Genomic DNA, 15,207 nt, shown 5'->3' with positions numbered 1-15,207 from the left:
ACGTTCCGTCGACAGTTTGCATAGTATCGGAACCGGTTCGATCGCCGCCGATCAGACCGTCAATCAAGTGAGCCGTTCAGTCAGCGAGGATTACATGGCTTCCGCGAACTCCACCTCAAGCAAATCAACACCGATGCTCAAGCGAGCTGCTGCGTCGGCATACCTTGGCAGCGTCATCGAATACTACGACTTCTTCGTCTATTCGGTCTGCGCCGCCCTCGTATTCAAGGACGTGTTCTTTTCCAACCTCTCCCCTGCAGTCGGCACTCTCGCCAGTCTGGCCACATTCGCCACCGGCTATCTGGCTCGTCCCCTCGGAGGCATCGTCTTCGGGCACTTCGGGGACAAGCTCGGCCGCAAACGCATGCTCGTGCTCAGCATGTTCACCATCGGTATCGCCTCAACGGCAATCGGCTTACTGCCGACCTACGAGCAGGCGGGCCTCACCGGACCAGTTCTCCTCATCGTCATCCGTGTCGTGCAGGGCGTGGCTATCGGCGGAGAATGGGGCGGAGCCATGCTCATGTCGGCCGAGCATTCGACGAAACACCGCGGCTTCTGGGCCAGTTTCACCAGTGCGGGCGCACCAACCGGGCAACTTGTCTCCGCGCTCGTCATCGCCGCAATCCTGGCGGTCATGGGCCCTGAGGAATTCATCGCCTGGGGCTGGCGTCTGCCGTTCCTCGCCTCGATCCTCCTGCTCGTCGTGGGCCTCATCGTCCGCTCGGCTGTCGCCGAATCTCCTGAGTTCCTCGCCGCGAAGGCGCGTACACCCTCCCGTCGCATCCCGATTATCGCCGCTCTGCGCGGACAACCGGTGACCCTGCTGTTCGCCGTCGGAGTAGGCCTGTCGGCCTTTATGTTCCAGGGACTGCTCACTACCTATTCTGTGGCGTACGGGGTGCAGATCGGTGTCGAACAGCAGACGATACTCAACGCCCTGTCCTTCTCCTCGTTCTTCGCGATCTTCGGCATCATCGGCTGGTCCCGACTGTCCGATACGATCGGTCGTCGACCATTGGTCATCGCCGGGGCCATACTCATCGCCGTGTGGGGCTTCGTACTCTTCCCGATGATCGAGACCAAGAACGGCGTCATCATCACCATCGGCATGATCATCGGCCAGGGCGTCATCCACCCGATGATCTATGGACCTTTGGCCGGTCTCTACTCGGAGCTCTTCGACACCGAGCACCGCTATACCGGGGCATCCCTCGGGTACCAGATCGCCGGAATCGGCGCAGGCATTTCTCCAGTCCTGTTCGCCGCGATCATGAGCTCGACCGAATCACCGTCCACCATCCCCTTATCGATCGTCATCACGGTCGTCGCCGCCATCAGCATCCTCTGCATCTGGAGGCTCGGCGAGACGAAATCCCGCAGCCTGTCAGCCCAGAACATCGTCGAGTCGCGGCCCAGCACTCAAAACGGCACTCCGTCAGCAGCAACGGAAGGGCAGGCCCCGTGACCTTCTGCCACCCCACTCTGACCCGACTCTCCGAAGTCCAGGCCATCGACTACGGCGACAAGCCTGCAATCACTTTCGCCGGTGTCCAACACACCTACACCGAGATGCACAAACGCACCTTGACCTGCGCGGCAGAGCTGCACGCGCAGGGAGTCCGTCGTGGTGATCGCGTTGCCTACCTCGGCCCCAATCATCCGGCCCTGATCGTCGCCCTGCTCGCCTGCCTCCGCCTCGGCGCGATCTTCATCCCACTCAATTGGCGACTCGCGCCACCCGAACTCGACTACCAGCTCGCTCTCACAGAAGTGTCTCTGTTGTACGTGGCGCCCGAATCGGCCAAGGTGGCAGCAGAGCTGCAGACCGATGTCGCCCAGGAAGCGGTGCCGTGGCACGCTGCGCCCAACTCGACGATGGGTCCGCTCTTGCCGGCGGCCGATGTCGACGGCGAGCACCCGGCGTTCCTTCTCTTCACATCCGGGACTACCGGGCGCCCCAAAGGCGCGGTCCTCTCTCATGCCAACCTGATGTGGAATTCTTTCAATCTTCTCCTCAACACGGACCTCACCGCCGACGACGTCACGCTGGTCACTGCGCCTCTCTTCCACGTAATCAGCCTCAACCAGCAGGTGATGACCAGTTACCTGCGTGGGGCGCACATGCTCATCGAACCGCGGTGGGACATCGACCGCGCGTTCGATGCCGTCGAGCACGAAGGGCTCACCTGGATGGCCGGGGTCACAACGATGTTCGCGGACATGCTGCAGTCGTCGAGGTGGGAAAGTGCTGACCTGTCCTCGCTGCGATTCGTCAATTCAGGCGGTGCACCGATCCCTGTCTCCCTGATCAAGAGCTACCAAGCGAGGGGCATCATGTTCTGCCAAGGCTACGGACTCACCGAGACCTCCCCGGGCTGCACTTTCCTGCCCGCTGCGCACGCCCTCGACAAGGCCGGATCGGCCGGACGTGCCGTGCCCTTCACCGAAGTCGATATCCGCGATGTCTCCGGAAATTCGTGCTCCCCCGGAGTCAAGGGCGAAATCGTCGCCCGCGGCCCCAACGTCACCAATGGCTATTGGCATGATTCGAATGCCACCGGTCAGGCATTCTCCCCTGGCGGATGGTTCCATACTGGCGACATCGGCTACCTCGACGACGACGGATTCCTCTTCATCGTCGACCGGCTCAAGGACATGTTCATCTCCGGTGGTGAGAACGTCTATCCCGCCGAGGTGGAGTCAGCGCTCTTCGAGCATCCAAGTGTCAGCGAAGCCGCGGTGGTCGCCGCAGCCGATGAGAGGTGGGGCGAGGTCGGCCATGCCTTCATCGTCGCAGCTGATTCGGACACCCGACCGACGCCGGATGAACTGAGCGACTACCTGATCGCTCGCCTAGCCAAATACAAGGTGCCGAAGTATTTCAGCCTCGTCGACGAACTCCCACGCACCGGCTCAGGAAAGATACACAAGGTCTCCTTGCGCGCCGCTGATGGGCTCGGCGCACACTCGAATCCCACAGCGACGACCACAAACCCGGAATATCCAGCACCATCCGCACCATCGAAGGACCACAGATGACCCACCTCCCCTCGTCCCGCGTCACAGGCGTCTCCGAAAAGCCGAAGTCGACCGAAATCTCCGAAGCCCTCCGGTTCGCTGCCGAGGGTGACATCGGAGTTCTGACTCTCGATCGGCCTGCCAAGCGCAACGCCCTCGACGATGCGACGATTGCCGCTCTCGGCGAATTCTTCCGCACCCCGCCCGCGGTCTCGGCCATAGTGCTGACATCCGTCGGCGAGCATTTCTGCGCGGGGCTCGATCTGTCCGAGATGGCTGAGCGCGACGCCGTGGGCGGACTCCACCACTCACGTTCCTGGCACACGACGATGAATGCGATCACCGAATCCGAGATCCCCGTCATCGCCGTCCTACAGGGCGGAGTCATCGGCGGCGGCCTCGAACTCGCGACCGCCGCGCACCTGCGGGTGGCCGAGGAGTCCGCATACTTCGCCCTGCCCGAGGGCAAACGCGGTCTCTTCGTCGGCGGAGGCGCCTCGGTACGGGTGCCCCGCCTCATCGGACTCAGCCGAGTCCAAGACATGATGCTCACCGGCCGCCGCTTCGACGCCTCCGAAGCCGAGAGCATCGGACTCGTCAACTACCGCGTCCCCGCCGGCGAAGGTCCGGCCAAGGCCCGGGAGCTAGCGGCGTCGATCGCTTCGAACTCCCCGGTGACGAACTATGCGATCACCCAAGCGCTGCCGCGCATCGCCGAAACCGGCCGCGACGAAGGTTACCTGCTGGAGGCACTCATGGCCTCCGTGGCCCAGTCGAGTGCCGAGGCAAAGGGGCTCATGCGTGCCTTCCTCGATGGCTCGGGCCCCAAAGTGAGGAAGTGAACATGGCTTCGATCATTCGAGAAGTCCCCTCCGGAGCAATCGGAAACAGCAGAATCGGCGACTTCCTGACCTGGGTGAACGAAAAGCACGGAATGTTTCTCACCAGCTGGAACGAGCTCTACAACTGGTCGGTCACCGACATCGAGGACTTCTGGGAATCTGTGTGGGACTATTTCGGCGTCTCCAGCCACACACCGTATGAGTCGGTGCTCGAAGAGCGTGTCATGCCTCATGCGAAATGGTTCACCGGTGCCACGCTCAACTATGCCGAGCACTCCCTCGGCGCCCCCGAGCAGGCAGACGACCTCGCCGTCACCGCGGTCTCCCAGACCCGCGACGGCTTCACCCTGAGCTTCGACGACCTGCGCTCCGAGGTCGCTCGAGTCCGTACCGGTCTCATCTCGCTCGGCGTGACCAAGGGAGATCGTGTCGTGGGCTACCTGCCCAACCAGCCCGAGGCACTCGTGGCGTTCCTTGCCGCTGCGAGTCTCGGCGCAATCTGGGCAAGCTGCGCGCCCGAGTTCGGCACCCAGTCGGTCATCGACCGCTTCTCCCAGGTCGAGCCCACCGTTCTGCTGGCGATCCCCGGCTACAGATACGGGGCCAAGGACGTCGCACGCTCCGACGAACTCGCCGAGGTGGTCGCCGCCCTGCCGACACTGGCCCACCTCGTCCACGTCGAATACGGATCGTTCAGTCTCGACGCGGAACTGCACGAGGCCTTCACAACAGGCGCCGGGCTCGACCATCCGATCGCCGTCGTCGACTACGTTGAGTTAGGGACCACATCTGCGGGAATCGACGAGCCGACGACGGTCGAAAGTTCTCCGGACACGGCACTCACCGGGGTCGAATTCGAGCCGGTCCCCTTCGACCACCCCCTGTTCATCCTCTTCTCCTCGGGAACAACGGGGAAACCGAAGGCCATCGTGCACAGCCACGGAGGCATTCTGCTCGAGACGCTGAAGAATCACGGCCTGCACTTCGACCTGGGCCCGGGCAGCCAATTCTGCTGGTTCTCGACGACCGCGTGGATGATGTGGAACGCGCTGGTCGGCGGACTCGTCGTCGGCTCGGGAATCGTCATGATCGATGGCAATCCGAACTACCCCGATTCGAAGGAACTGTGGCGCATCGCGGCGAATACCCGCACTACGCTCATGGGTATGGCTCCCGGATCGATCATGAGCGCACGCAAGGAAGGCACTCGTCCCACGGAGGAATTCGATCTGGCCTCCGTCGAACAGTTCGGAGCGGCTGGCTCCCCGCTGCCGGCCGAGGGCTTCGAATGGCTTGTCGAACAGTTCGGGCAGGATGTGTTGGTCAATGTAGGCTGCGGCGGCACTGATGTGTGCACCGGAATCCTCCAGGGCTCACCACTGGCCCCCGTGTATTCCGGTGAGATGACGGCGCCCTCGCTTGGATTTGCCGCCAAAGCCTACGACTCGGATGGGCAGGAGGTCCTCGACGAGCTCGGAGAGCTCGTCATCACCGAGCCGGTTCCCTCGATGCCCGTGACTTTCTGGGGTGAGGATGGCGATGACCGATTCGAGAAGGCCTACTTCGAGAAGTTCCCCGGTATCTGGCAGCACGGCGACTGGGTGCGCTTCTCCTCCGACGGTGGAGTCGTTGTCACCGGCCGCTCCGACGCCACCCTGAACCGAGGCGGGGTGCGGCTGGGCACTGCGGACTTCTATTCCGTCCTCGACACGCTCGACGAAGTGGCCGATGGCCTGGTGATCCACCTGGAAGATCCTGACGGCGGAATGGGAGAACTCGTGGTCTTCGTCCAGACCGAATCCGGCGTGCCCTTTACTGACGACCTGTCGGTCCGCGTCCGCAGGGAACTCAAGACTCGGCTCTCCCCTAGGCACATTCCTGACGAGATCGTTCCGGTGACGAAGGTGCCGCTCGGACGCACGGGCAAGAAGCTCGAAGTCCCGGTCAAACGCATCGTCCAGGGCGCCGCTCTCGACGAGGTCGCGAGCCTCGGTGCCTTGCAGGATCCGAACTCGCTCGACGAGTACGTCGCTTTTGCCGAAGCACGGAGGGAAAGGGATTCAGCATGAACGCTGCGGAGAACACGCGGTCGCCGAATCATCAGGATGAAAGACTCGCAATCGCTGTCGTCGGCACCGGAGTCATCGGGGCGGCCTGGGTATCGGGCTTCCTGGCCGCAGGTCACAGCGTCACCGCCTTCGACCCTGCTGATGGAGCCGAGGAACGACTGCTTGAGCAGGTGAAGAGCAATCTCGAGATGACCACCGGAGTCAGCCACTCGCAGCTGAATCGCCTGGCCTTTGCGTCCACACTCGCCGAGTCGGTCGGCTCTGCCGACTTCGTCCAGGAGAACGGCCCAGAGCGCCTCGAAGTCAAGCAGGCGATGCTTGCCGAGATCGACGCAGCGGCACCCGAGGCGACAATCATCGCCTCATCGACGTCGGGCTTCGCCCCGAGCGAGATCTCAGCGGAAGCGACGAAAGCTCCGAGCCGCATCGTCGTCGGACACCCCTTCAACCCAGCCCACCTCATCCCGTTGGTAGAAGTGGTCCCCACGCCCGGAGCCTCCCCAGAGCTCGTCGACCGGGCGCTGTCGATCTACCGGTCGATTGGGAAGAAACCCATCCTCGTCCGAGCCGAGCTCCCAGGCCACGTAGTCAACCGTCTCCAGGCCGCGCTGTGGCAGGAGACCTATTCATTGGTCAATGAGGGCGTGGTCTCTGTGTCAGACATCGACACTGCGGTCTCATACGGCCCCGGCCTGCGGTGGGCGATCCTCGGGCCGTTGGCTCAGCAAGCATTGTCCGGAGGCGCCGGCGGAATGCGTCACGTCCTTGACCATCTCGGACCGCCGCAAGAGGTGTGGATGCACGACCTCAAGAAGGTACATCTCGACGAAGATCTCAAGGGGAAACTCATTGCCGGCGTCGACGACGAACTCGTGGACAGGGACACCACTGCCATCGCTCGCCAACGCGATGAGATGCTCATCCGCCTGCTCGAGCTCAAGCAGCGCTATGAGGAGCTTCCCTGACCCGCACAGTTCCTGTTCACACCACCACGAGGAATGACACCGATGATCTACAAGTCAGCCATCGACACCGAAACGATCCGTGCCATCGACGTCCACACCCACGTCGAAGCCGACGACCACCAGCACACTTCGCTCGACCAAGAGCTACTCGACGCTTCGGCGGGGTACTTTCGGGCATCGGTTCCACGCACCCCGACCGTTGCCGATCTTGCCGACTACTACCGCGAGCGGAAGATGGCGGCAGTGATCTTCACGGTCGACGCCACGTCAGCGCTCGGCGGACATCCGCCGGTTTCATCCGAGATGATCGCCGAACAGGCGGCGGAACACAACGACGTCCTCATTCCCTTCGGATCTGTCGATCCTCGAAAGCCGGCCGAGGCGGTCGACCGCATTCATGACCTCGCGACGAACTACGGAGTCAGAGGCATGAAGTTCCACCCCAGTCTGCAGGGGTTCGATCCGAGCGACTCCGCCTACTACCCGATCTACGAGGCGTGTGCCGAACACGATCTCGTCGCGCTCTTCCACACGGGCCAGACCGGAATCGGTGCCGGGCTGCCCGGGGGCCGCGGGATCAAGCTGAGGTATTCGGACCCGATGCTCCTCGACGATGTCGCGGCAGATTTTCCAGGACTGACTATGATCCTCGCTCACCCGTCCGTGCCCTGGGCAGACGCATCGATCTCGATCGCCACGCACAAGGCCAACGTTTTCATCGACCTCTCCGGGTGGTCGCCGAAGTACTTCCCACCGCAGCTGACCCGGGCCATCGGATCGATGCTCAAGGAGAAGGCTCTCTTCGGTTCCGACTTCCCTCTCATCACCCCCGAGAGATGGATCAGCGACTTCGAGAAGCTGGGTGTCAAGGAAGACGCAGTGCCTCTGATCATGAAGGACAATGCTCTGCGCGTACTGCGCCTGTGAGAGTCAGACCGGGCTGCCGTCGGCCGGAAAAGCACAGTTGGCCGAGAAGCTTGCCTTCACCCCTCGAGGTGCTCGGTCAGCTTGAGCCCTCGCTGTGCCCACGCGATCTCACTTCGGGCACGATCAGCGAGTCCTTCGTAGGCGAACCGCTTGTAGGTGATTGTCATCTCACGGTCCTCGTCGGCCGTGACCGCAAGCCGCCGGTTGAGCATCGGTGATTCGAGCCCATCGATATTGGCGATCTCGTCTTCGATGTACTCGAGTTCACCTGTCCATACTTCGATGTGATTGCGAAGGAAGGAAATGCGCGCTTCGTGGTTCGCCGACTCGAGGTAGGCGGCTTTCAGATGAGATGCATCGCGCGTGCGCTGATACTTCAGAGGAGAATTCATCCACTCGATGAATGATGCCTCGCCTGACTTGGTGACGTGATAGACCCGACGCATCCCGGCGGTGCCTCGCGTCTGTTCTTCGGGAAGGATGAGTCCTTCTGCGGCCATCTTGCGCAGTTCCGGATAGATCTGCGAGTCGGGGGCGTGCCAGACATGGCCTACCGAAAGTGAGAACTGCTTGGCAAGATCATAGCCCGACATCGGTTCGATCCGGAGAAGCGCAAGGATGGCACTGCGTAGACTCATCTCGTTGATCCTGTTCTGTTTATCCGAAGACGAAGAGGGTCCGGGCTGTTCAACCCGGACCCTCTCACACTATCGTTCTCAGGCTTTGTAGCCGGTACGCCATCCTCCCTGGTAGGTCTGACGCGCAACAGTCGAGTATGGCACGGGGCTGACTACCGCGCGAACCTCGGTCTGCTCGTGTGGCTCGACTGAAGCCTTGGTGGTCCCGCCGTCCGGCTCGCCCCAAACGACCTTGAGCTCTGCCCCTTCGGGAACGTCAGGATCGACGACGGCCAGGGAGAGCCCCCGATGCTCGTTCGCCGAATAGCCTGTGAACATCGAGAAGCCGACCGTGTTGCCGTCGGCGTCGATGACCTTGTCGTAATTGGCCGAACCGTAGTTCGCCAGCGGAAGGTCGAAGTACTTGTAGTTCGGACCATCGACGTTCAGCGGCGAGGAGAGAACTTTGCCCAGATCGTCGGCGTCCCACGCGAGGGTGACCTTCCTGCGCTGCGCGGCCGGATCCATCTTCTCCAGGGCGCTGCGGCCGATGAAGTCGTGATCGAACTTGACGAACGATCCGTAGCCGAGTTCCCAAGGCGTCAGATAGTAGTCTTCGATGTTCTCCGAGACGAACGAACCTGCAAGAGTTCCGGTCGCTTCGTAGCTGTCGGCGCCGAGCCATTCGCGGAATGTCCGTTCTGCCTCGCCGGTGTAGATCGCGGGCAGCGGGGAGGGAATCCATCCCGATTCGAGGGTGTTCGATGGGTAGGCGCGCGAACCGACCTGGAGCATGCCGAACTGACTGCCGGCCTCAACGATAGCGTCACGGATGACCTTGTGGTCATCATATGGACCCCACAGCTCCAGGCCGGGGGCACCTGCCATGCCGTGACGCAGTGTGCGCACCTGTTTGCCTGCAATAGTCATCGACGCCATATTGAAGAAGCCGATCTTCTCCAGCGGTCCGCCGTTCAGCTCCTCGATGATGTCCCATGCTTTGGGGCCTTGGATCTGGTAGCGGTAGTAGCGACGACTGACGGGATCACCGTAGGGACGCGACGGAGATCGACGGTCGACCTCGATGTCGAGATCCTTGTAGTCGCCCGTCTCCGCGTGGAACATCAGCCAGTTCGACGCCGGCGCACGACCGACGTAGACGTACTCGTTCTCTGCTTCATGGAAGAGGATTCCGTCGCCGATGACGTGTCCCGACGCTGTAGTCGGCACGTACTGCTTGGCCTTGTTCACAGCGAACTTCGCAACCGAGTTGATTGCTGTGTCGGAAATCAGCTTGATGGCGTCAGCACCACGTAGGAAGACATTGTCCATGTGGTGCGATTGGTCATAGAGGACAGCCGTTTCTCGCCAAGCGCGCTGTTCCTTGATCCAGTTCGAGAAGTCTGCAGGAACAACAGGATAGATATAGGATCCGATCTGCGAGTTGCGGAGCAGTTCGACAGGATTGCTCTTGTCGAGAATCTGTTGGAGATTGTCAGTCATCGTCGATGAACCTCTCTTGTTGTCAGGGATGCTCCGTACTGAAGCATCCGTTCTTCTTTGGTGTTGGTCGGGAATTGATGCGTTGATGTGGCCGACTCCGACGGACGGGGGGAACAGGCCTCAGATCAGTCGAACACGATGGTCTGGTTGCCATGCCGGATGACGCGGTCATCGGCATGCAGTCGTACTGCCTTCGACAGCACTGCCCGTTCCACGTAGGCGCCTCTCGTCTGCATGTCTCCGGCAGTCATCGTGTGGTCGACCCGGGCGACGTCCTGTTCGATGATCGGCCCTTCGTCGAGATCCTTCGTCACGTAGTGGCTGGTCGCTCCGATGAGCTTCACACCACGTTCCTTGGCTTTCCTGTATGGCCCCGCGCCTATGAAGGCGGGTAGGAACGAATGGTGGATGTTGATCACGGGAACTTCGACATCATCGAGAAACGACTCGGACAGGATCTGCATGTACCTGGCAAGGACGACGAGATCGACGTTGCCAGCCAGCAGCTCGATGATGCGTGCTTCTGCCGCGGATTTGTCCGGCCCCTGCGAAGGTACGTGGAAGAACGGGACGCCGAAGCTTCGCACCGCATCGGCGACGTCGGTGTGGTTCGAGATCACCAGGGGAATCGAGACCGGTAGTTCACCGCGCTGATGCCTCCACAGCAGTTCGAGCAGACAGTGATCACTCTTCGAGGCGAGCACAGCCATGCGCTTGAGAATCTTCTGCTCCACAAGGCGGTAATGCACTCCGAGGGGATCGAGAGTAGACGCAAGATCCGCCTGAATTTCAGGAACCGCAGCAGAGAGCCCCTCCCTGTGGAAGACGACACGCTGAAAGAAGTCCCCGCCTTCAGGATCGGTCGTGTGTTGGTCGAGGGAGACTATGTTGCCGTCGTTTCGCGCAATGAATGAGGTGACGGTTGATACCAGTCCGGATTGATCGGGGCCGGTGACGATCAGGGTTGCGTAGTCTTTGCGCCTTTCGGCGAGGTCGGTCATTCGATCACCACCTCACGTTGCTGCGTCGAACTTCTGCGCCCACTCGGCGGTGGCCAGCAGTCCGCCGAAGGTATAGAAGTGCGTCTTCAGGGTCTCCGGTGATTCCAGCCCCTCAGCCCGGTCAGACAAGTCTCGAACGAACCTGTCTGGACCGGCGGTGCCGACGAGATTCGTCAGTGAGAACCCGTACTTCTTGACGATTCCTGCACTCGTCCCTACACCGAATCGTCGGGCGTAGCCGAGCAGTCTCTTGATACCCGCCGGACCAGGTGTGCCGATCCGGATGACCGAATCGATGCCATGTTTGCGAACATCTCTGACCCATTCGCTGACGCGCTGCGCGTCGAATGCGAACTGGGTGAGCACAACATGGTCCAGATTCTGTTCGGCCAACGCAGACGTCTTTGCGTCCAGGTGATACCAGAGAACGTCGTCGCTGATATCGGGATGCCCCTCGGGATAGCCACCGAGGCTGACTTCGGCAACGCCGTAGTCCTGCAGGATTCCAGTACGGATAACCGACAGCGAATCCTCGTAGGGACCTTCCGGCGCAGCGGGATCGCCCCCGACGACGAATATATGGTTCGTCGCATTGACTTGCTGCAACGCATCGAGAAAATCTCTGAGCTCCCGTTCGGACTTGAGCCGACGGGCGGAGATGTGGGGAACCGGAACGAATCCCATATCAGCGACGGCCTTCGACGCCTCGACTCGCATCGGGAGATCTTCATTGCCGAGGAAAGTCACGTTGATCCGAGTCCCCGGCGGGATCGCATGGGCCGCTTCTCTGAGATTGGGAATGTCCTTTCCTGTCATCTCGAGCGAGAAGTCGTCCAGTAGGTCCGTTGCAGTAAGTGACACCACGGTGAAAGTCCTTTCGTCAACACTGCTTCGTGTTTTCCAAATCACTATATGCATAGGTACTTAACTATGTCTATAGGTAACACTTCCAGCAGTCGATTCCTGCGTGCCCCACATGGATAGGAGGCGTCGACACCATCTGCAGAGGCAATCAGGCAACAGCCGGGCATTGCCGGCACAAACGGACGCTGATAATGTGCACCACATCACCATTTACCTATCGGAATAGGTATGCCGCAGCGAGGCGGCTCCAGCCGATACATCTGAATCGGAGAAATGCGTGGATCTACGAGAACGAATCAACAATTCCCACATGTCGGCGTATCAATGGCTGATCGTCGGCATCTGCACTTTCCTCAATGCACTCGACGGGTACGACGTCCTGGCCATCTCATTCACATCGAACGAAGTCAGCGACGAGTTCACCCTGTCAGGGACTGCATTGGGGCTCGTCATGAGCTCAGCACTCCTCGGTATGGCAGTCGGCGCACTGGTACTTGGCCCGATTGCCGATCGGATCGGACGCAAGAACATGATGATGTTCGCGCTCGTCGTCAATGCCGTCGGGCTGTTCTTCACCGCCACCTCGTCGTCGGCTGCTGAACTCGGCCTCTGGCGCGTCGTCACAGGGCTGGGCATCGGCGGCATCCTTGTCAGCACCAACGTCATCTCGGCCGAATACGCATCGCGCCGACGACGCGGCCTGGCTATCAGCATCTACGCCGCCGGCTACGGGATCGGCGCCGCCATCGGCGGAAGCATAATGATCAGCCTCATCGGAGCATTCGGCTGGCGGTCAGTCTTCGTCTTCGGCGGTAGCTTGACTGTCGTGTCTTTGATCTTCGTCGTTTGGCTGGTGCCAGAGTCCGCGTCGTACCTCTACAACAGGAAGCCGTCCGACGCGCAGAAGCGCCTCGACACCATCGCCTCGAAACTTGGATATACGGAACCGGTCGACCTCTCTGCAGCAGAAACGAATATGGAAGCCGGTGCGGGCACCGGCAAGGGCATGGGATCACTGCTCAACCGCCGCAATCGTCGAGTCACCCTCGTCGTCTGGGCTACTTTCTTCATCGTCATGTTCGGGTTCTATTTCGTCAACTCGTGGACTCCGCGCCTGATGAATGAGACAGGGCTCAGCGAGTCATTGTCCATGGTTGTCACTGTGGGCCTGACTGTAGGCGGGGCCATCGGTTCAGTGGTCTTCGGACTCTTCACCGCGCGCTGGTCGACCCGAACCGTCCTGATGGCCTTCTCGGTCCTGGCCGCGGTATTCATGGCAATCTTCGTCTTCACCGCACAGTGGCTGGCGATCGTCATCGTCTTCGGTGTGTTGGTGGGAATGTTCACCAACGGCTGCATCGCCGGCCTCTATGTCCTCACACCGCAGTCCTACTCGGCGCCGATGCGGTCGACGGGGTCAGGATGGGGAATCGGCATCGGGCGTTTCGGTGCCATCATCGCTCCGACAGCCACCGGCGCCCTGCTCGACAGCGGCTGGAGCCCGCAGGCGATCTACGTGCTCGTCGGCGTCATCTTGCTCCTGGCAGCGCTCGCATTGCTCGGCATGCGCGGCATCGATGTCGAAGCGAATCGAAAGCCGGAGCCTGTGACCAACACTGCTCCCTAGGGAGTTTCTCCTACGCGGAAATTCGAATCAAACGACGGAGAGTAGAGCCCACCAAGGGACTCCCCATCGGCGCTCGGGAGCCGAGAGGCTGACATGTCTGCGACTCAGACGAATGCGGATTCCCCCGTCAGTGCCCGACCGACGATGAGCGCAGTGACTTCGTGTGTGACCTCATAGGAATAGACCGCCTCGGCGTCGGCGAAGAACCGCGCCGCGCCGTTCTCGAGCAGGATCCCGTTGCCTCCGAGAACCTCACGAGCCAACGCAACGGATTCCCGCGCCATTCGGGCAGTCTGCATCTTCGCTAAGGCAGAATTCGCATCGACGAATTTGCCGGCGTCCTGCTGCGCCGAGAGCTGGACGACCATGCCCAATGATGCAGTGAGATTGCCCAGGATCCGCGCGAGCTTTTCCTGGACCAACTGGTAGCCGCCGATCGGCCGGCCGAACTGCTCACGCTTCTTCACGTACGCGAGTGCCGCGTCAAGAGCTCCGGCCTGCAGACCGGTGGCGATCCACGCCACGTCCGATCTCATCACACGCAGAATCCGGTTAACGTCACGCCAGGAATTCACCTCACGCAGTCGGGCCGATTCGGGGACCTCTACATCTGCAAACCTGATCGTAGAGTTCTCCATCGGACGCAGAGCGACCTTGCCGACCATGGTGTCCATACTCAGACCCCGGCTGACACGCGGAACCAGAAAGACTTTGACCTGGGAGTCCGCGACGTCGCGCGCGAAGACCGCGATCAGGTCAGCCGTCGACGCGCCTCCGATCCATCGCTTCGCGCCGTCGATGATCCACCGGCCTTCGCCGTTTCCTGCGTCCCCGTCGAATCGCGCAGTGGTGGCAAGACTTCCGGCGATGTCGGACCCGTGGTCAGGCTCGGTCAGAGCGAAGGCTCCCGAGAGGGCGAAGGAACGCACTTTCGGGTCGAGGTCCGCGACCTGCTCGGGCGCGCCGCCGTGGCGGACAGCGGCCCGGAAGAGTCCCGACTGACCGTTGTACATCGTGGCCACGGACACGTCGGTGCGCGCGAGGACATAGTTGCGGAAGCCTGAGAACATGCTCGAATCCGCTTCCACCTCAGCGACGCCTTCGGGTCGCATGAGGTCAAGTGACACCAGAGCCTCGCGTACGGCGGGAGGCATCGACGCTGACTCCCAGGCCCGAGACATAAGTGGGCCCACCTCCTCTGCGAGCACTGAGCGTAGCTTGTCAAGTGCGTCTCTGGCGGCTTGGCTCAGATGCGTCGAGGCAAACCCGTACGGGTCGAGTCCGATGGTTGTCCCCGAATCGATGATCGGCATTCTGCAGTATTTCCTTCCTTCGGCCTGTGTCCAGTGTGAGTGGGTTCACATAGAATCAAAAGCACAATAATCCTGATAACCAATCCGGAGATGCGAACATGCACACCTGACGAGTCCCGGATCTCAGCCTGCGTCAGCGCACCTTGGCCATCCGGACGGCCAACTTCAACGAGTCACCTCGGGCTGGTCAGCTCACCCTCTCGAACTCTTCTGAACAGATCCGCTTCATACAGCCGTCGCACCGCACCTCCGATCATCAAGTGATGGGGCCTCCCGTAGGACGAAAGTCAGATGACGACACGCTGGAGCAGGAGTGGAGTTGCCGCTGAGGGGAATGACCGCGCAACCGGTGCAGAATCAGACGCTGCGGTCGAACGACAACGTTGGAACTCCGAACAGAATTCACCGTTTCTTTATCCCCCACAGCAGAAGTGATTGTCCACTCCGTCTAAAATCGA

The 15,207-nt window shown here is 61.1% G+C and carries 12 protein-coding genes; 7 read left to right on the top strand and 5 right to left on the bottom strand.

What is annotated here, in order from left to right; translation table 11 throughout:
- Positions 1-94 precede the first annotated feature (94 nt).
- From HF684_RS06695 to HF684_RS06670, 6 genes are read left to right on the top strand one after another with little or no spacing between them, the layout of a single operon-like run.
- The gene (locus HF684_RS06695; RefSeq protein ID WP_169251862.1) at positions 95-1,468 is read left to right on the top strand and encodes an MFS transporter; all 1,374 of its coding nucleotides are present in this window, start codon (positions 95-97) and stop codon (positions 1,466-1,468) included.
- Complete coding sequence (locus HF684_RS06690; RefSeq protein WP_211168083.1) at positions 1,465-3,042, top strand: long-chain fatty acid--CoA ligase; 1,578 nt, start codon at positions 1,465-1,467, stop codon at positions 3,040-3,042. Before HF684_RS06695 ends, HF684_RS06690 begins: the two co-directional genes overlap by 4 nt.
- Complete coding sequence (locus HF684_RS06685; RefSeq protein ID WP_169251861.1) at positions 3,039-3,863, top strand: crotonase/enoyl-CoA hydratase family protein; 825 nt, start codon at positions 3,039-3,041, stop codon at positions 3,861-3,863. The genes HF684_RS06690 and HF684_RS06685 overlap by 4 nt, the downstream gene beginning before the upstream one ends.
- A gap of 2 nt (positions 3,864-3,865) precedes the next feature.
- Entirely contained in the window at positions 3,866-5,932 is a 2,067-nt protein-coding gene (locus HF684_RS06680; RefSeq protein WP_169251860.1) for an acetoacetate--CoA ligase, read from the top strand.
- The gene (locus HF684_RS06675) at positions 5,929-6,897 is read left to right on the top strand and encodes a 3-hydroxyacyl-CoA dehydrogenase NAD-binding domain-containing protein (RefSeq protein ID WP_169251859.1); all 969 of its coding nucleotides are present in this window, start codon (positions 5,929-5,931) and stop codon (positions 6,895-6,897) included. Before HF684_RS06680 ends, HF684_RS06675 begins: the two co-directional genes overlap by 4 nt.
- 42 nt (positions 6,898-6,939) lie before the next feature.
- Entirely contained in the window at positions 6,940-7,824 is an 885-nt protein-coding gene (locus HF684_RS06670; protein WP_169251858.1) for an amidohydrolase family protein, read from the top strand.
- Between the two features lie 56 nt (positions 7,825-7,880).
- Here the strand turns inward: HF684_RS06670 and HF684_RS06665 are convergent, their stop codons facing one another.
- From HF684_RS06665 to HF684_RS06650, 4 genes are all read right to left on the bottom strand, one after another.
- Positions 7,881-8,462 carry a PadR family transcriptional regulator gene (locus tag HF684_RS06665; protein ID WP_169251857.1) on the bottom strand — a complete coding sequence of 194 codons (582 nt, stop codon included), beginning with the start codon at positions 8,460-8,462 and terminating at the stop codon, positions 7,881-7,883.
- Between the two features lie 78 nt (positions 8,463-8,540).
- Entirely contained in the window at positions 8,541-9,944 is a 1,404-nt protein-coding gene (locus tag HF684_RS06660) for an aminomethyl transferase family protein (protein ID WP_169251856.1), read from the bottom strand.
- Positions 9,945-10,069: 125 nt separating this feature from the next.
- Positions 10,070-10,945 (bottom strand): formyltetrahydrofolate deformylase, encoded by an 876-nt coding sequence (gene purU, locus HF684_RS06655; protein WP_169251855.1) that lies wholly within the window; start codon positions 10,943-10,945, stop codon positions 10,070-10,072.
- A gap of 12 nt (positions 10,946-10,957) precedes the next feature.
- Positions 10,958-11,863: a methylenetetrahydrofolate reductase gene (locus tag HF684_RS06650; protein ID WP_169251854.1), complete on the bottom strand. Its 906-nt coding sequence runs from the start codon at positions 11,861-11,863 to the stop codon at positions 10,958-10,960.
- A 256-nt stretch (positions 11,864-12,119) separates the two neighbouring features.
- Between HF684_RS06650 and HF684_RS06645 the strand changes: the two genes are divergently transcribed.
- Positions 12,120-13,436 carry an aromatic acid/H+ symport family MFS transporter gene (locus tag HF684_RS06645; RefSeq protein WP_248279146.1) on the top strand — a complete coding sequence of 439 codons (1,317 nt, stop codon included), beginning with the start codon at positions 12,120-12,122 and terminating at the stop codon, positions 13,434-13,436.
- 104 nt (positions 13,437-13,540) lie between these two features.
- Here HF684_RS06645 and HF684_RS06640 read toward each other — a convergent pair whose 3' ends face one another.
- On the bottom strand, positions 13,541-14,749 hold the full coding sequence (locus tag HF684_RS06640; RefSeq protein ID WP_169251852.1) for an acyl-CoA dehydrogenase family protein: 1,209 nt from the start codon (positions 14,747-14,749) through the stop codon (positions 13,541-13,543).
- Positions 14,750-15,207 lie beyond the last annotated feature (458 nt).

It is taken from the genome of Brevibacterium sp. 'Marine' (assembly GCF_012844365.1).
Taxonomy (GTDB): domain Bacteria; phylum Actinomycetota; class Actinomycetes; order Actinomycetales; family Brevibacteriaceae; genus Brevibacterium.
The sequence above is the reverse complement of the archived record's forward strand: the minus strand, read 5'-3'. Positions and strand labels throughout refer to the sequence as shown.